This window comes from Burkholderia sp. Ac-20349 (assembly GCF_017104865.1).
Lineage (GTDB): Bacteria > Pseudomonadota > Gammaproteobacteria > Burkholderiales > Burkholderiaceae > Burkholderia > Burkholderia aenigmatica.
Genome location: NZ_JAAGPM010000011.1, coordinates 88079 through 107262, shown reverse-complemented (window position 1 = coordinate 107262; position 19184 = coordinate 88079). Strand labels below are relative to the sequence as shown.

Annotated in this window: 15 protein-coding genes and 1 pseudogene; 6 read left to right on the top strand and 10 right to left on the bottom strand. The window is 67.5% G+C overall.

The genetic code is table 11. The features are described from left to right. From G3N61_RS39445 to apbC, 6 genes and pseudogenes are all read right to left on the bottom strand, one after another. Window positions 1-64, bottom strand: a 64-nt coding sequence (locus tag G3N61_RS39445; protein WP_346778552.1) for a hypothetical protein, incomplete at its 3' end; no start/stop codon positions are given. A gap of 23 nt (window positions 65-87) precedes the next feature. Then, window positions 88-555 (bottom strand): annotated as a pseudogene (locus G3N61_RS06465) (lysozyme inhibitor LprI family protein); the annotation flags it as partial. After that, the gene (locus G3N61_RS06460; RefSeq protein WP_043189799.1) at window positions 555-2834 is read right to left on the bottom strand and encodes an arginine/lysine/ornithine decarboxylase; all 2280 of its coding nucleotides are present in this window, start codon (window positions 2832-2834) and stop codon (window positions 555-557) included. The gene G3N61_RS06460 and the pseudogene G3N61_RS06465, both read right to left, overlap by 1 nt. 81 nt (window positions 2835-2915) lie before the next feature. Next, a complete protein-coding gene (gene dcd, locus G3N61_RS06455) occupies window positions 2916-3485 on the bottom strand; it encodes a dCTP deaminase (RefSeq protein WP_006398615.1) in 570 nt (189 codons plus the stop codon). A 112-nt stretch (window positions 3486-3597) separates the two neighbouring features. Further along, on the bottom strand, window positions 3598-4134 hold the full coding sequence (sodC, locus tag G3N61_RS06450) for a superoxide dismutase [Cu-Zn] (protein WP_043189802.1): 537 nt from the start codon (window positions 4132-4134) through the stop codon (window positions 3598-3600). Window positions 4135-4267: 133 nt separating this feature from the next. Then, a complete protein-coding gene (apbC, locus tag G3N61_RS06445) occupies window positions 4268-5359 on the bottom strand; it encodes an iron-sulfur cluster carrier protein ApbC (RefSeq protein ID WP_205821882.1) in 1092 nt (363 codons plus the stop codon). Window positions 5360-5709: 350 nt separating this feature from the next. Here apbC and G3N61_RS06440 point away from each other — a divergent pair, with 350 nt between their 5' ends. Both G3N61_RS06440 and metG read left to right on the top strand, forming a co-directional pair. Continuing rightward, a complete protein-coding gene (locus tag G3N61_RS06440; RefSeq protein ID WP_043189806.1) occupies window positions 5710-6354 on the top strand; it encodes an OmpA family protein in 645 nt (214 codons plus the stop codon). Between the two features lie 375 nt (window positions 6355-6729). Continuing rightward, entirely contained in the window at window positions 6730-8886 is a 2157-nt protein-coding gene (gene metG, locus G3N61_RS06435) for a methionine--tRNA ligase (protein ID WP_205821881.1), read from the top strand. Window positions 8887-8943: 57 nt separating this feature from the next. Here the strand turns inward: metG and G3N61_RS06430 are convergent, their stop codons facing one another. Together G3N61_RS06430 and G3N61_RS06425 are read right to left on the bottom strand one after the other, a co-directional pair. Continuing rightward, the gene (locus G3N61_RS06430) at window positions 8944-13014 is read right to left on the bottom strand and encodes a translocation/assembly module TamB domain-containing protein (RefSeq protein ID WP_205821880.1); all 4071 of its coding nucleotides are present in this window, start codon (window positions 13012-13014) and stop codon (window positions 8944-8946) included. 25 nt (window positions 13015-13039) lie between these two features. Then, window positions 13040-14854, bottom strand: coding sequence for an autotransporter assembly complex family protein (locus tag G3N61_RS06425; protein WP_043189813.1), 1815 nt, complete (start codon window positions 14852-14854; stop codon window positions 13040-13042). A gap of 266 nt (window positions 14855-15120) precedes the next feature. Here G3N61_RS06425 and G3N61_RS06420 point away from each other — a divergent pair, with 266 nt between their 5' ends. From G3N61_RS06420 to panD, 4 genes are all read left to right on the top strand, one after another. Next, window positions 15121-15309, top strand: a complete 189-nt coding sequence (locus G3N61_RS06420) for a DUF3460 family protein (RefSeq protein ID WP_006478107.1) — start codon at window positions 15121-15123, stop codon at window positions 15307-15309. Between the two features lie 4 nt (window positions 15310-15313). Beyond that, window positions 15314-16186, top strand: coding sequence for a ScpA family protein (locus G3N61_RS06415; RefSeq protein WP_011352890.1), 873 nt, complete (start codon window positions 15314-15316; stop codon window positions 16184-16186). Between the two features lie 256 nt (window positions 16187-16442). Then, window positions 16443-17282: a pantoate--beta-alanine ligase gene (panC, locus tag G3N61_RS06410; RefSeq protein ID WP_043189817.1), complete on the top strand. Its 840-nt coding sequence runs from the start codon at window positions 16443-16445 to the stop codon at window positions 17280-17282. 43 nt (window positions 17283-17325) lie between these two features. Continuing rightward, window positions 17326-17712: an aspartate 1-decarboxylase gene (gene panD, locus G3N61_RS06405; protein ID WP_205821879.1), complete on the top strand. Its 387-nt coding sequence runs from the start codon at window positions 17326-17328 to the stop codon at window positions 17710-17712. A 130-nt stretch (window positions 17713-17842) separates the two neighbouring features. Here the strand turns inward: panD and G3N61_RS06400 are convergent, their stop codons facing one another. After that, the gene (locus G3N61_RS06400; RefSeq protein ID WP_043189822.1) at window positions 17843-18511 is read right to left on the bottom strand and encodes a ParA family protein; all 669 of its coding nucleotides are present in this window, start codon (window positions 18509-18511) and stop codon (window positions 17843-17845) included. Window positions 18512-18648: 137 nt separating this feature from the next. Next, window positions 18649-19062 carry a DoxX family protein gene (locus tag G3N61_RS06395; protein WP_089451113.1) on the bottom strand — a complete coding sequence of 138 codons (414 nt, stop codon included), beginning with the start codon at window positions 19060-19062 and terminating at the stop codon, window positions 18649-18651. Window positions 19063-19184: the final 122 nt, after the last annotated feature.

The window sequence follows — 19184 nt, the reverse complement described above, 5'->3', positions numbered from 1 at the left end:
GCGCGTCGGCCGCACCGTCGCGAATGCCGCGTAGCTGGAGATTCGCGCGATTGGTCGCGTCGATCGTGCCGGAGCCGAAGGCACGCGCGGCGGCGGCGCATAGCGATCGGCCGCGGCGCGCAGCGCCAGCGCGCGATCGCGCACGGGCTGCAGCTGCAGGTCGGCACTCGACATCGCGTACGACGTGCCGCGCGTCGTGTCATACACGGCCTTCAGCAGATGCACTTCGTCCTTGCGCCACGTGAGCCAATGGCGCTGGCTGTCCTGCCAGCCGCGCTTCGCGTCGGCCGGCGCATCCTTCAACAGGCGCTGATACGCGCCGTCCACCACGGCCTGCCACTGCTGCTGCGTTTCACCCATGCACTGGATCTGGCCGGCCGGCGAAGACCGGTCGCGCCGCGCGAGGCATTGCCGCATCGCGACGTCGATCGGGTCGGCCGCCGCGACCTCCGCATGCGCGACACCCACGCCCGCCAGCCCGGCCGACCCTGCCGCCCAGACGACGAGCGCGGCCAGCGCCGCGCGCATCGCCTGGATTCGTCCGTGCGTCGCCATCAGTCGCGCACGCAGTCGACGAAGTACTCGACGCGGCCGTTCACCTCTTCCGCGACGAGGCCGTGGATGTCGGTGTGGAAGCCCGGGAAGCGCTCGTTGAAGTCGCGCGCGAACCGCAGGTAGTTCACGATCGTCTTGTTGAAGCGCTCGCCCGGGATCAGCAGCGGGATGCCCGGCGGGTACGGCGTGAGCAGGATGCTCGTCACGCGGCCTTCGAGCTCGTCGAGCGGCACGCGGTCGATCTTGCGGTGCGCGAGCTTCGCGAACGCGTCCGACGGCTTCATCGCCGGCTCCATGTCCGACAGGTACATCTCCGTCGTCAGGCGCGCGATGTCGTTCGCACGGTACACGTCGTGGATCTGCGCGCACAGGTCGCGCAGGCCGACGCGCTCGTAGCGCGGGTGCTGCGCGACGAATTCCGGCAGCACGCGCCACAGCGGCTGGTTGTTGTCGTAGTCGTCCTTGAACTGCTGCAGCTCGGTCACCATCGAGTTCCAGCGGCCCTTCGTGATGCCGATCGTGAACATGATGAAGAACGAGTACAGGCCGGTCTTCTCGACGATGATCCCGTGCTCGGCCAGGTACTTCGTGACGATCGCGGCCGGAATGCCGGTCTCGCCGAACTCGCCGTCGACGTCGAGCCCCGGCGTGATGATCGTCGCCTTGATCGGGTCGAGCATGTTGAAGCCTTCCGCCAGCGGGCCGAAGCCGTGCCAGTGGTCGTTCGGCTTCAGCATCCAGTCTTCGCGCGAACCGATGCCTTCTTCGGACAGGTTGTCCGGGCCCCACACGCTGAAGAACCAGTCGTCGCCGTATTCGGCGTCGACCTTGCGCATCGCGCGGCGGAAGTCGATCGCCTCGGCGATCGATTCCTCGACGAGCGCGGTGCCGCCCGGCGGCTCCATCATCGCGGCCGCGACGTCGCACGACGCGATGATCGCGTACTGCGGGCTCGTCGACGTGTGCATCAGGTACGCCTCGTTGAAGCGGTGCTTGTCGAACGTGCGGTTCTCCGAATCCTGCACGACGATCTGCGATGCCTGCGAGATGCCCGCGAGCAGCTTGTGCGTCGAGTGCGTCGCGAACACGAGCGCACCGGTGCGCGGACGGCCGTCGCCGATCGCGTGCATGTCGCGGTAGAAGTCGTGGAACGTCGCGTGCGGCAGCCACGCTTCGTCGAAGTGCAGCGTGTCGAGCAGGTCGCCGAGCAGGTCCTTGATCATCTCGACGTTGTAGACGACGCCGTCGTACGTGCTCTGCGTGATCGTCAGGATGCGCGGCTTCATGTCCGGGTTCTCGCGCATCGCTTCGCGCGCGAACGGGTTCGCCTCGATCTTCTTGCGGATATTCTCCGGCTTGAATTCGTCGCGCGGGATCGGCCCGATGATGCCGAAGTGGTTGCGCGTCGGCGTCAGGAACACCGGGATCGCGCCCGTCATCGTGATCGCGTGCAGGATCGACTTGTGGCAGTTGCGGTCGACCAGCACGATGTCGCCCGGTGCAACCGTCGCGTGCCAGACGATCTTGTTCGACGTCGACGTGCCGTTGGTCACGAAGAACAGGTGGTCCGCGCTGAAGATGCGCGCCGCGTTGCGCTCGGACGCCGCGACCGGGCCCGTGTGGTCGAGCAGCTGGCCGAGTTCGTCCACCGCGTTGCAGACGTCCGCGCGCAGCATGTTCTCGCCGAAGAACTGGTGGAACATCTGGCCGAGCGGGTTCTTCAGGAACGCGACGCCGCCCGAGTGGCCCGGGCAGTGCCACGAGTACGAGCCTTCGTCCGCGTACTTGACGAGTTCCTTGAAGAACGGCGGCGCGAGCGAGTCGAGATAGACCTTCGCCTCGCGGATGATGTGGCGCGCGACGAACTCCGGCGTGTCCTCGAACATGTGGATGAAGCCGTGCAGCTCGCGCAGGATGTCGTTCGGCAGGTGGCGCGACGTGCGCGTCTCGCCGTACAGGAAGATCGGGATGTCCGCGTTGCGGCGGCGCACTTCGGTGACGAACGCGCGCAGCTCGATGATCGCGGTCGCGAGCTCGGGCAGTTCGCCGTCCGGGCCGGTCTCGCCGAGCATGAGTTCGTCGTCGTCGATCGACAGGATGAAGCACGACGCACGGCTCGATTGCTGCGCGAACGACGTCAGATCACCGTAGCTCGTGAGACCGAGGACTTCGACGCCCTCCTTCTCGATCGCTTCGGCCAACGCCCGGATGCCGGAGCCCGAGATGTTCTCGGAGCGGAAATCTTCGTCGATGATGACGACGGGGAAACGAAACTTCATGGGCGATTCTCCAAAAAGAACGACCGCGGCGCGTCACGCGCAGCGGTCACCCGGAAACTGGTGAGACGTTATGCAACCAGATCAGGTTTTCGGCAGCGTGACACCGCGCTGCCCCTGATACTTGCCGCCGCGATCCGCGTACGACACGTCGCACACTTCGTCGCTCTCGAAGAAGAGCACCTGCGCGACGCCTTCGTTCGCGTAGATCTTCGCGGGCAGCGGCGTGGTGTTCGAGAATTCCAGCGTGACGTAGCCCTCCCACTCGGGTTCGAACGGCGTCACGTTGACGATGATCCCGCAGCGCGCATAGGTCGACTTGCCGAGGCAGACCGTCAGCACGGTGCGCGGGATGCGGAAATATTCGACGGTGCGGGCCAGCGCGAACGAGTTCGGCGGGATGATGCACACGTCGCCCTTGAAATCGACAAACGAACCTTCGTCGAAGTTCTTCGGATCGACGATCGTCGAGTTGATGTTCGTGAAGATCTTGAATTCGTCTGCACAGCGGATGTCGTAGCCGTAGCTCGACGTGCCGTAGCTGACGATCCGGCGACCGTCCTCGGACGCGCGGACCTGATCGGGCACGAACGGCTCGATCATCTTGTGCTCTTCGGCCATGCGCCGAATCCACTTGTCGGACTTGATGCTCATATCAGGGCGCCTGGAAACGCTGCGTGACAGTCGGTGAGGGCCAGACCCGCGAGGCGGCGGCCAGGAAAGGCGCACATTTTACGCGATCATCGACCGGCGCACGCGGCGCCCGTCAACGGATCACGCCGCAAGCGAGCGCGGGCCCCGCGCCATGCTGCGGAAACGCGGGATCGCTCGCTTCGCGGTGCACCAGCGCCGCGCGGTTCATCGCCGAGCGCACGCCATCGAGGGCCAGATCGGGCGCGACGATGAAGCCGGCCGCGACGCCGTTCGCGTCCGCGTGGATGTTGCCGAGATCGCCGGCGACGCGGGCGCCCGCGCGCAGCCGGTCGGCGGCCGGCGCGAACACCTGGCCGGCGCTCGAGCCGTCGCCGGCGTTGCAGTCGCCGCGTTCGTGTACCTGTAAAGCGTGATCGCTGTTCGGTGGCAGGCCGGCCAGGTTGTAGGTAACCTGCACGCCGTCCGGACGCTCGACGAAGGTCACCGCGCCGCGCGCTTGCGAGCCGACCGTCGGCTGCAGTTGTGCGTCGGCCCGTTTTTCGTGCGACGAGGAAAAGGAGGTGCAGCCGGCCAGCAGGCCCAGCGCGGCGGTGGCCAGCAGCGCGCACCGCACGCGGCCGGCGCGCACGCCGTGATGTCGTTGTTTCATTCGATCCTCATGCCGGCTGGCGGCCGTTTGACACGACGGCCGCGCCGGGCGGGTAAAGGGACCCGGGAAAAGTCGCCATGATACCGCGCCTCGCGGCGCCGTAAACAGCGTGAGGCCCCGCCCCGCAAGGGTTTTACGTATTTTGAACAACGATCGACGGGAACTTCGACGTCATGTCGCGCGATCGCTCGGCAATTGCCAGCGCGACCCCGCGCGCGATCTCGCAGTAGCGGCGCGCCAGCGCGCCGTCCGGATCCGCCACGACCGTCGGCGTGCCGCTGTCGGCGCGCTCGCGGATCGCGATGTCCAGCGGCAGGCTGCCGAGCACGTTCACGCCGTAATCCTTCGCCATCCGCTCGGCCCCGCCGGCGCCGAAGATGTGCTCTTCGTGGCCGCAGTTCGAGCAGATATGGATGCTCATGTTTTCGACGATGCCGAGGATCGGAATCCCGACCTTCTCGAACATCTTCAGGCCCTTCTTCGCGTCGAGCAGCGCGATGTCCTGCGGCGTCGTGACGATCACCGCGCCCGTGACCGGCACGCGCTGCGCGAGCGTCAGCTGGATGTCGCCGGTGCCGGGCGGCATGTCGACGATCAGGTAGTCGAGCTCGCGCCAGTTGGTCTGGCGCAGCAGTTGCTCGAGCGCGGAGGTCGCCATCGGGCCGCGCCACACCATCGGGTTGTCTTCCTCGATCAGGAAGCCGATCGAGTTCGCCTGCAGCCCGTGGCCGACGAGCGGGTTCATCGACTGGTTGTCGGGCGACTCGGGACGCTGGCCGTGGATGCCGAGCATCGTCGGCAGCGACGGACCGTAGATGTCGGCGTCGAGGATACCGACCGACGCGCCTTCCGCGGCAAGCGCGAGCGCGAGGTTGACGGCCGTCGTGCTCTTGCCGACGCCGCCCTTGCCCGACGCGACCGCCACGATGTTTTTCACGTTCGGCAGCAGTTTCACGCCACGCTGCACCGTGTGCGCGACGATCTCCTGCGACACGGCGATGCGCGCATCGCGCACGCCGGCCACGGCCTGCAGCGCTGCGGTGATGCGTGCGCGCACGTCGTCGTGCTGGCTGCGCGCGGGATAACCGAGCACCACGTCGAGCGCCACGACGTCGCCGTCGATCGCGACGTTGCGCACGCCCTTGTTCGCCGCATACGGGCGGCCGGTATTGGGGTCGACGACAGCCGCCAAAGCGGCGTCGACTTGTGCCCGGTCAATGCTCATCGAAACTCCGTGAAAACGTTTTTCTCGCGCGCAAACGTCAAAAAATATCAAATTACGCTGCGAAAATCGGGAAAAGTGAAAGAATCTGTTGCACGCCATTGCGCGAACGCGCGACCCGGCGCACTCTTCGCGTGCGGCATGCTATAGGGCCAAATCGGCCACTTACCGCCTATATTGTAGAGGCTGACGCGTCGCACTGTCCCAACAGCCACGCTGACGGACAGGGCATGCGGCCACCTCGGCGGCTGCCGCGAGTGCAGGCCTGCCCTCCTTTTCGGGCGGCCCGCGCAGGGAGCCGTAACTGTTGTTGTCGTCGTTGTCGACTCGTTCAACCAAGAGAGGAATCCAAGATGAACATGAAAATCGCGACCCGCTTGTCCGTCTTCGCATTGGCCGGCGCACTGCTGGCAGGCTGCGCCACGCAGCAAGGCAACAACGCGGCCGTCGGTACCGGCACGGGTGCGGCGCTGGGCGCAGGCATCGGCGCGCTGGCAGGTGGCGGCAAGGGCGCGGCGATCGGCGCAGGCGTGGGCGCACTGGTCGGCGGCGTGACGGGTTACAACTGGCAGGCGATCAAGAACAAGCTCGCACCGTCGGCAGCGCAGACGGGCACGCAAGTGACCGAGCAGCCGGACGGCTCGCTGAAGCTGAACGTGCCGAGCTCGGTGACGTTCGCGACGAACCAGTACGCGATCACGCCGGCCTTCACGCCGCTGCTGAACGACCTGGCGACGACGCTGAACCAGAACCCGCAAGTGACGGCATCGATCGTCGGCTACACGGACAGCACCGGCTCGGCCCAGCTGAACCAGACGCTGTCGCAAAACCGCGCGCAAAGCGTCGTGAACGCACTGGCACAGCGCGGCGTGAACGGCGGCCGCCTGTCGGCGCAAGGCATGGGCGCATCGAACCCGATCGCGGACAACGCGACCGAAGCCGGCCGCGCACAGAACCGCCGCGTCGAAATCTACCTGCGCGCAGCACAGGCGCAGTAAGCGCACGACGAGGAGAAGGTGCGGGCCCGCCGCTCGCGCCGCCCCGCCGGGCAAGGCTTCCGGCGGAGCCGGTAACAAATCGAAAAAATTTTCGAACTTCTGTCGCGGGCCGTGGTCAGTATTTACGGTACGCGGCTGGTGTTGCCGGCGCGTCACCATTCTCCTCTTGTCGTTGTTGCTCCGGGGCCGTATCCGCCCCGGTTTTTTTTGCCCGCAGAATTCGTGCTGCATCGCAGCACATCACCGTCGGGCACGCCGCTTGCGCGGCCTCGCCCGTTTCGGCGCCCGTTCGAGGGCGCCTGCCCGCGTCGCTGGCGCGCGCCCCTGCTAGAATCGCAATTTCCCGTCGTTTTTCCGCCGTCCTCTACAGACCCTATGTCCGCATCCGACCTCACTTCCGTGCAGGCTGCGGCGCCGCAAGGTGACCGCCAGATCCTCGTTACGTCCGCACTGCCCTATGCCAACGGGCAGATCCACATCGGCCACATGGTCGAGTACATCCAGACCGACATCTGGGTGCGGACGCTGCGAATGCATGGCCATGAGGTCTACTACATCGGTGCCGACGATACGCACGGCACGCCGATCATGCTGCGCGCGGAGAAGGAAGGCCTGACCCCGAAGCAGCTGATCGATCGCGTGTGGGCCGAACACAAGCGCGACTTCGACAGCTTCGGTGTGTCGTTCGACAACTTCTACTCGACCGATTCGGACGAGAACCGCGTGCTGAGCGAGAAGATCTACGTCGCGCTGCAGGAAGCCGGCTTCATCGCCGAGCGCGAGATCGAGCAGGCCTACGATCCCGTCAAGGAAATGTTCCTGCCGGATCGCTTCATCAAGGGCGAGTGCCCGAAGTGCCACGCGAAGGACCAGTACGGCGACAACTGCGAAGTGTGCGGCTCGACCTACCTGCCGACCGAACTGCTGAACCCGTATTCCGTCGTGTCGGGCGCAACGCCGGTGCGCAAGACGTCGAAGCACTACTTCTTCCGCCTGTCCGATCCGCGCTGCGAAACGTTCCTGCGCGAATGGGTGAGCGGCCTCGCGCAGCCCGAAGCGACCAACAAGATGCGCGAATGGCTCGGCGACGCCGGCGAAGCCAAGCTCGCCGACTGGGACATCTCGCGTGACGCGCCGTACTTCGGCTTCGAGATCCCGGGCGCGCCCGGCAAGTATTTCTATGTGTGGCTCGACGCGCCGGTCGGCTACTACGCGAGCTTCAAGAACCTGTGCGACCGTAACGGCATCGACTTCGATGCGTGGGTCCGCCCGGGCTCGACCACCGAGCAGTATCACTTCATCGGCAAGGACATCCTGTACTTCCACACGCTGTTCTGGCCCGCGATGCTCGAGTTCTCGGGCCACCGCACGCCGACCAACGTGTTCGCGCACGGCTTCCTGACGGTCGACGGCGCGAAGATGTCGAAGTCGCGCGGCACGTTCATCACCGCGCAGAGCTACATCGACACGGGCCTGAACCCCGAATGGCTGCGCTACTACTTCGCCGCGAAGCTGAACGCGACGATGGAAGACATCGATCTGAACCTCGACGACTTCCAGGCGCGCGTGAACAGCGACCTCGTCGGCAAGTACGTAAACATCGCGAGCCGCGCGGCAGGCTTCCTGATCAAGCGCTTCGACGGCCGCGTGCAGGACAGCGCGATGAACCATCCGCTCGTCGCGAAGCTGCGCGATGCGATTCCGCAGATCGCCGCGCACTACGAAGCACGCGAGTACGGCCGCGCGCTGCGCCACACGATGGAGCTCGCGGACGAAGTGAACGCGTACGTCGACGGCGCGAAGCCGTGGGATCTCGCGAAGGATCCGGCCAACGCAGTCGCACTGCACGAAACCTGCAGCGTGAGCCTCGAGTCCTTCCGCCTGCTGTCGCTCGCGCTGAAGCCGGTGATGCCGCGTGTGGCCGAAGCCGTCGAATCGTTCTTCGGGATCGCGCCGCTCGCCTGGGCCGATGCCGTGAAGCCGCTGTCGTCGGCACAGCCGATCAAGGCGTACCAGCACCTGATGACGCGCGTCGACCCGAAGCAGATCGAAGCGCTGCTCGCCGCGAACCGCGATTCGCTGCAGGCCGAAGCCACCGGCGCGGCCGCCGCGAGCGCGAATGCCGCGAAGGATGCGAAGAACAACGCGAAGGCGAACGCGAAGCAGGCGGTCGTGAACGGCGCGGACGATGCCCCGATCTCGATCGACGATTTCGCGAAGATCGACCTGCGCATCGCGAAGATCGTCGCGTGCCAGGCCGTCGAGGGCTCGGACAAGCTGCTGCAGCTCACGCTCGACGTCGGCGAGGAAAAGACCCGCAACGTGTTCTCGGGCATCAAGTCCGCGTACCAGCCCGAGCAGCTCGTCGGCAAGCTGACCGTGATGGTCGCGAACCTCGCGCCGCGCAAGATGAAGTTCGGCCTGTCCGAAGGGATGGTGCTTGCCGCGTCGGCCACCGACGAGAAGGCGGAACCGGGCCTCTACATCCTCGAGCCGCACAGCGGCGCGAAGCCCGGCATGCGCGTGAAGTAAGCCGCACGCCCTACCGCTTGCGAAAAAAAGCCCCGCACGATCCGTGCGGGGCTTTTTTCATGGCTGCTCGGCGCGCCGCGCGCGCGCGGCGTCACTGCCGAACCAGCGATCGAAGCGCCGCGTGTAGTTCAGGTCGACACCCTGGAACGTGCCGCCGTACGCGGACACCGACCAGAAGCGCGTCAGGTTGATCGTCGCCTTGAACGCGTTGGCCGCCGATTGCAGCCCCTGCTCGAAGCCGAGCACGAACCGCTCGTTGATCGCCTTCGACACCAGCACGACCTGCGGATCGGTCAGGCCGACTTCGCTGCGGCCGACCGAGACCTCGTCGAGACCGAAGGTCTGCGCGACGCGCTTGCCGGTCACGCTGCCGAGCAGCCCGAGCGCTGCCGTCATCGCCCCCTGCTGGCCCACGTTGTTGCCCTGGTCGGTGCCGTGCCCGAACAGCAGCCACGACAGCTTTTCGTTGTCCGTGACGTTCGGCTCCGACACGAGCTTGACCGTCAGCGACTGGATCGTGCCCGTCACCTGCACGCCGGCCTCGACCTCCTGGTTGCGCCGCATCGCGAGGATGTTGACGCCCGGGTTCGACACAGGGCCGTTGAACGTGAAGAAGCCGTTCTCGATCGCGAGCTTGCGGCCGAACGACGTATACGTCGATCCTTCGGTCACGCGCACGTTGCCGACCGCGCGCAGCGGCACGCCCGGCGCGCTCATCACGGTGATCGTGCCGCGCAGCCCGAGATCCGCGCCGTGGCCCTTGAAGCGGAAGTTGTTGCCGAGGCCGATGTCGATGTTCGCGCGCGGCGCGAGCGACGGCGCCGGCTTGTCCTCGGCCGGCTTCGGCTTCGCGACCGCGGTGCCGGTCGGCGTCTCGCCGCGCACCGTGCCGCCCGGCTGCACGATCACGACGTCGTCCGACAGGTGCGGCGCCGATTCCTCGGGCAGGTCGAACAATGCACGGTCGACGACGAACTTGCCGTCGATCGACAGCGCGCCGCGCGGCCCGTCGTTCGCGACGGTTGCCTTGCCCGACAGCGACAGCTTGCGGTCCGGCGCCGCGAACAGTTCGAGCTTGTCGGCGACGATGCTCGCGGTCAGGTCGGGCGCCTCGCCGTCGAGGCGCACGCGGCCAAGCGCGCGCAGCGTGCCGTCGCCGCCGTGAAATTCGACCTGCTGGAATTCGACGAGGTTGTCCGACAGCTTGATGCGCACGATACCGTCCTTCAACTGCACGCCCTGGTCGATGAGCGTCGCGGACAAATCGTCGCCCGTCAGCATTCCCGACAGGTTCGGCTTCACCGGCGTGCCCGCGACCGTCAGCTTCAGCGCCGCGCGCCCGCCGAGCAGGTAGCTCGGCCCGAACAGGTTGCCGGTCGTCTTCAGCGCCGGGATGTCGGCGTCGATGCGGCCCGACAGCGGGCCATCGTTGACCACGCCGAACATGCCGTCGCGCAGCGCGAACGGCACGACGACGTTCGCGTCGAGCGTGCCGATCCGGTTCGCCTTCGCGAGCGCCGTCACGTTGAGCCGGTTGCCCGGTGTGAAGCTCGCGCGCGCCGACAGGTCGGTCAGCCCCAGCGACGCGATGCCGCGCCCGCTCTCGATCGTCACGTCGCCGCCGCGACGCTTCACCTGCACGTAGCCCGTCGCGTTCGCGCCGAGCGAGAAATCCCAGTCGGCATCGAGCACGACGTCGGTCCGCACCGGCGGCCGCTGGCCCGTCAGCTCCTGGCGGACCTCGAGGAAACGCGCGACCGACGCGCCGCTCACGGAGCCCGCCGAGCGCATCTGGCCGTGATCGAACACGAACGACTTCAGATCGATCGCCGCGCCTTCGAGCGTGAGCCGCGTCGCGCCGAGCGTCACGCGGCCGGCGCCGGCCGATACGGTCAGCGGCGACTGCAGCGCAATGGCCGGCGTGCCGCGGTTCGCAAGACGCGTCACCGTGCCGTCCCAGCGCATCCCGTCGCGGTTCTCGACCACGCCGCCGTTCGCCGCGAGCGTCAGGTCGATCACGCGGCCGTCGGCCATCCCGAGCGCCGACGCGTCGAGCGTGTGCTTCGCGCGCGTGCCGTCGAGGTTCGCGCGCAGCGACTTCAGCTTCAGCGAGCCGAGCGCGATGTCGGACGCGTCGGCCGTGAACACGAGCGCGCCGTGTGCGCCGTCGCGGATGTCCGCACGCCCCTGCGCGGTACCGATCCGGTTCGAGCCGACGACGACGTGCTCGGCCTTGTAGGTGGCCGTCACGTTCGGATGCGCGAAGCTGCCGGTCAGGTCGCCCTGCGCCTGCACGAGCCCTTCCACGCCGAAACCGAGCCGGTCGAGCTGCGGCGCGTCGACGACGAAGCGCAGCCGGTCGCCGGGCGCGCCGAAGCTGCCGCGCAGGTCGACGTGGTTGCCCGCGATCGACAGGTTCGCGTTGCTCGGCAGAATGCGCGAGCCGGCGAGCTGCACGACCCCGGCGCCGGTCAGCGGCACGCCGTCGTACAGGCTGTCGCCGAGCTTGAAGGTTGCCTTCGTCGATACCTGCGGCGCGAACGCGCCCGACGCCGTCAGCGTGCCGGACACGCGCGTCTCGCCGCGCTGGGCCGGCGCCTTCGCGACCTTGGCGGGCGCCTTGCCGCCCCCCGCCTTCGGCGCGCTCATCGCGGCGAGCAGCAGCGGATCGAATGCGGTCAGCGTCGCCTTCGCGTCGTAGCTCGAATGCGCATCGTGGCGGAACACGCCCGTCAGGTCGATCCGGCCCTTGCCCGCCGTCACGCGCGCGTCGGTCAGCACGGTCTGCGGCGGCGTCAGCGCGACCTTCGCGCGTGCGCCGAGCGCGAGCTTCGGGTCGTTCAGGTTGAAATCGACGGTCGTCACGTCGCCCGCGAGCGTCACGCCGAGCGGGCCACCCAGGCGCATCGGCCGCAGCTCGGCGACGAACGCGTTCAGGTCGAGGTTCGCGACCTTCAGGTCGAAGCGGCCCTTGCCGCCCTGCAGCGTGCCGTTGCCCGTCACGCTGCCGTCGCGGATCAGCTTCAGCGCGAGCGCGTCGATCCGCTGCGCGTGCGCGTCGAGATGCACGTTCGCGTGCGCGTCGATCACCGGCAGCAGATGGTCGCCGAGCGTGCCGGGTTTCGCGTTGACGATCGACACCGGGCCCGTCACCGCGAAACCCTTCGCGGGCGCGGACCCGGCCGGCGCGGTCACGGGCGCGAGTTCCGCGCGCACCGCGAGATCGGCGGCCGGTGCGCCGGGCGCGAGCGCCTGCGGGTTGACGTGATCGAACGCAAGCGACGCGCGCGTGAGCGGCACCGCGCCGAACGGCGCGGCCTCGACGTGCGCGCGCCCGTTCAGCTTCATCCCGCTCGCGTCGACGTCGGCGACGAGCGCCTCGAGCGAGCCCGACACGCGCGCGCGCGCATCGACCGGCTCATCGGACAGCTTGCCCGCATAGGTGGCTTCACCCGTCAGCGCGAACGGCTTCACGCCGTCGAGCTTCGCGCGCGCGGTCAGCGCGCCGTACGGCGTATCGACGCCATCGAGCACGAGTTCATGGTGACGGCCGTCGCTGCGGCCGTTCAGCGCGAGATGGTCGAGCTGGGTCGTCGAGCCGCCGTCGTGGATCGCCAGGCGATCGACGCGCAGGTCGTCGATCCGCAACTGCAGCGGCAGGCTCAGGTCCTGCGGCGTCGTACTCGGTGTCGACGGCCCCGGCGGGATCCGCACGTCGATCGTGCCGGCGCGAAGATAGGCGATGGACAGCCGCCACGGCGCGCGGGTCAGGGCCCAGCGGCCGTCGAGCCGGTCGATGCGGATTTCGGTACCGGTGCCGTCGGGACTCGTCCACGCGAACCCGCGCAACCGCACGCCGGTCGCGAGCGAGCCGCCGTCGAGCGTGCCCGCGAGCCGCGCGCCGAGCACGCGCCCGGCCACCTGCCACGCGAGCCGCGTGCCGTGCTCGGTCGTCACCGCGGCCAGCACGAGCCCGGCCGCCAGCACGACGAGCAGCACGACCGTCGCGAGCGTCCACACGACGAACCGCCCGATGCGCGCAACGGGCCCGCGGCGCGGCGCGCGCGGCGGCGCGTCGGGCGAGTCCGGATCGTGAGGCGGCGGCGTGTCGTTCGGGTCCTTCGTCATGCGGTTTGTCGATGAAGCGGTACGGTCAGAAAGCGATGCCGAGCGTCAGGTACGGGCGCACGCTATGGTTGCGCAACCCGTATGCGAGGTCGACGTTGATCGGGCCGACGGGGCTGCGCCAGCGCGCGCCGACGCCGACACCCGGGTAGAACACCCGCTCGCCCCACGCATCGGTGGCGGTGCCGATGTCGAAGAACGTCGCGGCGCCCCAGTCGCGGTTGAACCAGTGCTGGTATTCGGCGGTGCCCGTCATCAGGTACTTGGTCGGCAGCACGGAGCCGTCGACGTTGTTGCCGATGCTCTGGTAACCGTAGCCGCGCACCGAGTTCGAGCCGCCCGCGCGGAACAGCAGCGACGCCGGCACGCCGGTCGAGCTGCCGCTCGTGAATACGCCGCCGAGCTCCGCGCGGAACACGAACAGGTCGCGCTTGCCGATCGGCAGGTACTGCTGGCCGCGCGCGTAGCCGCGGACGAAGGACTGGTCGGTCAGCACGCCCTTGACCGCGAAGCCGGCCTCGGCGTGGATCAGGTTGCCGGAACGCGGGAACAACGGATCGTCGACGTTGCGGCGCGTCCACGCCCATTGCGGCACCAGCGCGCGGCTCGTGGTCGGCCCCGCGCCGTTCTGGTCGAGCCGGTCCTGGTAGAACATCAGCGAATACGAATAGTCGATGAACTGGCCGGTGCGCGTGCGCTGCGCGCCGACCCGCGCGCTGTAGATGCGCGTGTCCGACACGTTGGTGTTCGTGTACGACGCGAGCACGCTGTTGGTCCAGCCCTTCTCGCCCGGCGGCATCGACAGCTGGACCTGCCCGTATTGCTGGATCTGGTCGAGCCGGCCCGACACGGTGAGCGGCCACGCGGCGCCGAACGTGTCGAGATACGTATAGGAACCCTGCACGTGCGGCCCGGTATCGGTGGCAAAGCCGACGCCGCCACGGATGTTGTTGTACGGGAACTCGCTGACCTTCACGTGCACGGGCGTGCGCTCGGGCTTCGCCGTATCGTCGCCGACGTCGATCGCGACGCTCGCGTAGTACGGCGTGTTCTGCAACTGCCGCTGCAGTTCGGTGATCCGCTGCACGTCGTAGATCTCGCCTTCCGACAACGGATTGACGTTCGTGACGATCTTTTCCGGATAGCGCCGCACGCCGTCGACGTCAACCTTGCCGATCGTGAACGTCGGGCCGCTGTCGAACGTCACCGCGAGTGTCGCGCGCTGCGTGCGCGGGTCGATGCGCGCCTCCGACGACGCGATCTTCGCGCCGAGATAGCGGCGCGACTGCAGTTGCTTGAGCGCCGCGCCCTTCGCGCCGTCCCAGTCGGACTGCGTGAACGGATCGCCCGGCTTCAGCGAAAACGCGAAACGGGTCGCGGCTTCCTGCTTCGGATCCTCGGTGTCGATCGGCCCCTTGAACGTCAGGTCGACGGTCGACACGACCGTCTGCTTCCCCGGATCGACAGCGATGCGCACGTCGCGCTTGCCGTCGTGCGTGCGCACGTCGGTGCGCACGACCGGCGAGAAATAGCCGGCCGTCGCGGTCAGGTCGCGCACCTGTTGCGGCGTGGCGGTGACGAGGAAGTCGAACTGGTCGTCGCTGATGTCGTCGCGCTTCGCGAAGCGCGCGATATCGAGATGCGACTTGAGCAGCTTGCGAACCGAGCGCGGCGCGTCGATGTCGACGTCGTACTTCGCGTGGGCCGGCAACGCGAAGCACGCGGCGAGGCAACCCGCGACGGTCACCCGCGCGGCACGGGCCGCGGCGGCGGCGCGATTGCATTCCACGCGCGAGCCCGCGTCATGTGCCGTGTGTGCTTGCTGGTTCGACTGCCCCGCCAAATATGACCTCGCCCTCGGTTGACACGGTTTTGTGGAAAACCCTGTATTTGACCACAGGGTGTGGGCATCAAAGCTTAATGTTTGTAAACCGCTGCGCGAGCGAGCGAGGCCACGGCGTCATGCCTGGCGGCGCGCTTCCGGATGCCGACTGCGCGCCGGCCCGCGGATTCGACGCGCGATTGCCGCCGACCGTTCCCGCGATGCGGTAAAATCCCGCCATCGTGAATCCGGCGCATCGTGCGCCGCCCGAAACGGAAAACCCAGCCATGCCGTACCAGTCCGATGTCACGCAGTTCCTGAACCAGCTCAAGCAACAGAAGCCGACGCTCGAGGAAGAGCAGCGCAAGGGCCGTTCCCTGCTGTGGGACAAGCAGCCGATCGACCTCGAAGAGCGCGCCGAGCAGCAGGAATCGCGCGTGAAGCAAACGTCGTACGTCTACTACCAGAACTTCTGACGACGTGAGCGCCGCTGACGAGGCCAGCGCCGCCCGGCAGGACGACGCGATCGCCGCGCCCGCGGGCGCCGATTCGACGCCCGACACGGTCGACGGTGTCGCGGCATTCGCTCGCCTGTACGGCGAGCCGCTCTTCAAGCTGCCGCAGGATCTCTACATCCCGCCCGATGCGCTCGAGATCTTCCTCGAGACCTTCGAAGGCCCGCTCGACCTGCTGCTCTACCTGATCCGCAAGCAGAACTTCAACGTGCTCGACATCCCGATGGCGCAGGTCACCGCGCAATATCTGGGCTACGTCGACCAGATCCGCACGTCGAACCTCGAGCTCGCGGCCGAGTACCTGCTGATGGCCGCGATGCTGATCGAGATCAAGTCGCGGATGCTGCTGCCGGTCAAGAAGGCCGACACCGGCGAGGAAGCCGAGGATCCGCGCGCCGAACTCGTGCGCCGCCTGCTCGAGTACGAGCAGATGAAGCTCGCCGCGCAGCGGCTCGACCAGTTGCCGCAGCTCGGCCGCGACTTCCTGCGCGCCGAGGTCTACATCGAGCAGAGCGTCACGCCGCGCTTCCCCGACGTGAATTCGGACGACCTGCGCGCGGCATGGGCCGACGTGCTCAAGCGCGCGAAGCTCGTCCAGCACCACAAGATCTCGCGCGAGGAGCTGTCGGTGCGCGAACACATGAGCCTGATCCTGCGCCGGCTGCAGAACGCGCGCTTCATGGAGTTCGCCGAGCTGTTCGACACGTCGCGCGGCGTGCCGGTCGTCGTCGTGAATTTCATCGCGATGCTCGAACTCGCACGCGAATCGCTCCTCGAGATCACGCAGGCCGAGCCGTTCGCGCCGATCTACGTGCGTCTCGCATACCTGCCGGCGTAGCGCCCACGCCCGCCCTTCCCGTTCTCCCGATTCATCCCGGCACACTTGCCGCATCACCGCAGCCCGGCGCGGCCGTTGCCGGCACGTCCGGTTAGAAAGTGAACGATCGTGCTTTTTTCGATGCGTTTGGCGGCCAAATCCTCTACAATCCGCCGACGCCCGATGCGCCGCCCGCGCGCCGGCGTTCTCCGCTTCGACCCCGACGCCGCTGCCGCGGCGCCAACGCGCGCCTGCGCGAGGAACCCGCTACCCGATCATGAAAGTCATCAGCTCGATCCATGAACTGCGCGACCAGCTGCGCGGACAGAACCGCACGGCGTTCGTGCCGACGATGGGCAACCTGCACGAAGGGCACCTGTCGCTGATGCGCCTCGCGCGCCAGCACGGCGACCCGGTCGTGGCGAGCATCTTCGTCAACCGGCTGCAATTCGGCCCGAACGAGGATTTCGACAAGTATCCGCGCACGCTCCAGGACGATATCGAGAAGCTGCAGAAGGAAAACGTCTACGTGCTGTTCGCGCCGACCGAGCGCGACATGTACCCGGAACCGCAGGAATACCGCGTGCTGCCGCCGGACGATCTCGGCGGGATCCTCGAAGGGGAATTCCGGCCCGGCTTCTTCACCGGCGTGTGTACGGTCGTGGCGAAGCTGATGGCCTGCGTGCAGCCGCGCGTCGCCGTGTTCGGCAAGAAGGACTACCAGCAGCTGATGATCGTGCGTCGCATGTGCCAGCAGCTCGCACTGCCGGTCGACATCATCGCCGCCGAAACCGTGCGCGACGAGGACGGCCTCGCGCTGTCGTCGCGCAATCGCTACCTGTCCGCCGACGAGCGCAGGGAAGCGCCCGAACTCGCGAAGACGCTGCAGCGCATGCGCGAAAGCCTGCTCGGCGGCGAGCGCGACCTCGGCAAGCTCGAAGACCTGGCCCGCACCCATCTGGCCGGCCGTGGCTGGGCGCCCGACTACATCTCGATCCGCCGCCGCGCGAACCTGATCGCGCCGAACGCGGCCGAGCTCGAAGCCGGCGAACCGCTCGTCGTCGTCGCCGCCGCGAAGCTCGGCGCGACGCGCCTCATCGATAACCTGGAAATCTGACGGGCGCCCGCCCGCGCCTCTCACGACGCATCACGGAGACACCATGCAGCGCCACATGCTCAAATCGAAGATCCACCGCGCGGCCGTCACGCACTGCGAGCTGCACTACGAAGGCTCGTGCGCGATCGACGAAGACCTGCTCGAGGCCTCGGGCATCATCGAGAACGAACGGATCGACATCTGGAACATCAACAACGGCGAGCGCTTCTCGACGTACGCGATCAAGGGCGAGCGCGGCAGCGGGATGATCTCGCTGAACGGCTCGGCCGCCCGTCGCGCACAGCTTGGCGACCTCGTGATCATCGCGGCCTTCGCGATGGTCGATGAAGCCGAACTGCAAGCCGGCTGGAAGCCGAAGCTCGTGTTCATCGACGACGGCAACAAGATCAAGGGCCACCGCGATCACGTGCCGACGCAGAGCTGGACCTGACCTGACCGGCCACCCGTGCGCCGTGGGGCGCGGGGCAGCTGCGCCGCTTGCGGTCGAAGGGCCGGATGCCGTGTACCACGGGATCCGGCCCTTTCTCATTTCATCGCGAGCCGGCCCGCCGGCCGTGCGATCAGGACGCCTTGGCGGCCTTCTCCGGCTTCTCCGCCTTCTGCACCCGGCGTTCGGCCCATTCGACGATCGGCCGCCACTGTTCGAGATCCTTCTCGACCCGGCTCTTCGCGACGTCCCACAGCGTGAGGCCATGCGCGGCGATCTGCACGTAGTTCTGCGTGTCGCGCACGTAGCCGAGCACCGGCAGGCCGAGCCCTTCGACGAACCGGTGCAGCTGGTCGGACGAGCGCGTGCGCGCATCGACCCGCATCCCGACGATCCCGACCTCGACGCTGCCCTTGCGCACGGCCTTCTCGCCGGCGAGGCGCTCCAGAAACTGCTGCGTGGCCAGGATATCGAACATCGACGGCTGCAGCGGCACGATCACCCTGTCAGCCAGTTGCAGCGCGACGTTGAGCCGGTTGCCGTGCAGGCCGGCCGGCGTGTCGATCACCGCATATTCGAGGCCGCGCGGCGGCTTCGTCGGCGCGTCCGGATCGAGTTCCCATGCCTCGATCGCCGGCAATCCGGCCGGCCGCAGGTCGAGCCACGCATGCGCGGACTGCTGCCGGTCGAGATCGGCGAGCGCGACCCACGCGCCCTGCGCCGCGAAATAGCCGGCAAGATTGGTGGACAGCGTGCTCTTCCCCACGCCGCCCTTCGGATTCGCCACCACGATCACCGTCATGAATTCCCCCGAAAAAGCCGCGCGGCGCCCAGCCGCATGGCTGGCGCCGCTCGATTGCGGATACAGGGAGCGATGATATCGGCAAACGGCGTGTCACCGGAACGGGTTGCGCCGCATCATGCCGGCTGACCTACTCCTTACACACGCTGAACCGCGGCCTCGCGTGCGCCGAGCGCGAACGCGCCGCCGCCCAGCAGCGCCTGCACCGCGAGCGTGACGGCCCAGAACGCCGGATATTCCCAACCGCCGTTCGGCGACGCGAAGCTCCAGCCGTTCGGCAGATGCGCGGCGGTCGCGCCGAGCATGAACGGCAGCAGCACGAGCGCGGCGACGCGCACCCGGAAGCCCGCGAGCAGCGCCAGGCCGCCGGCCAGTTCGACGAACGTCGTCAGGTACGCGAGCCAGCCCGGCAGGCCGATCGACGCAAAGAACTGCGCGGTGCCGGGCAGCGTGAAGACGAACACCTTCTGCGCGACGTGCGCGAGGTACAGCACGCCGAGCGCGACGCGCAGCAGGGTCGCGGCGAAATCGTTGAGGCGATTGGGGTTCATGGCGAATTCCTTCGTGAGTGGTGTGAATGGATTGCACTCTATTCGAATCAATTCCGCCGATAAACGCGCCAATTCGCTTTAACTGATTCCTTTATGGAGTTAATCGGGACGTAAAAAGGGGC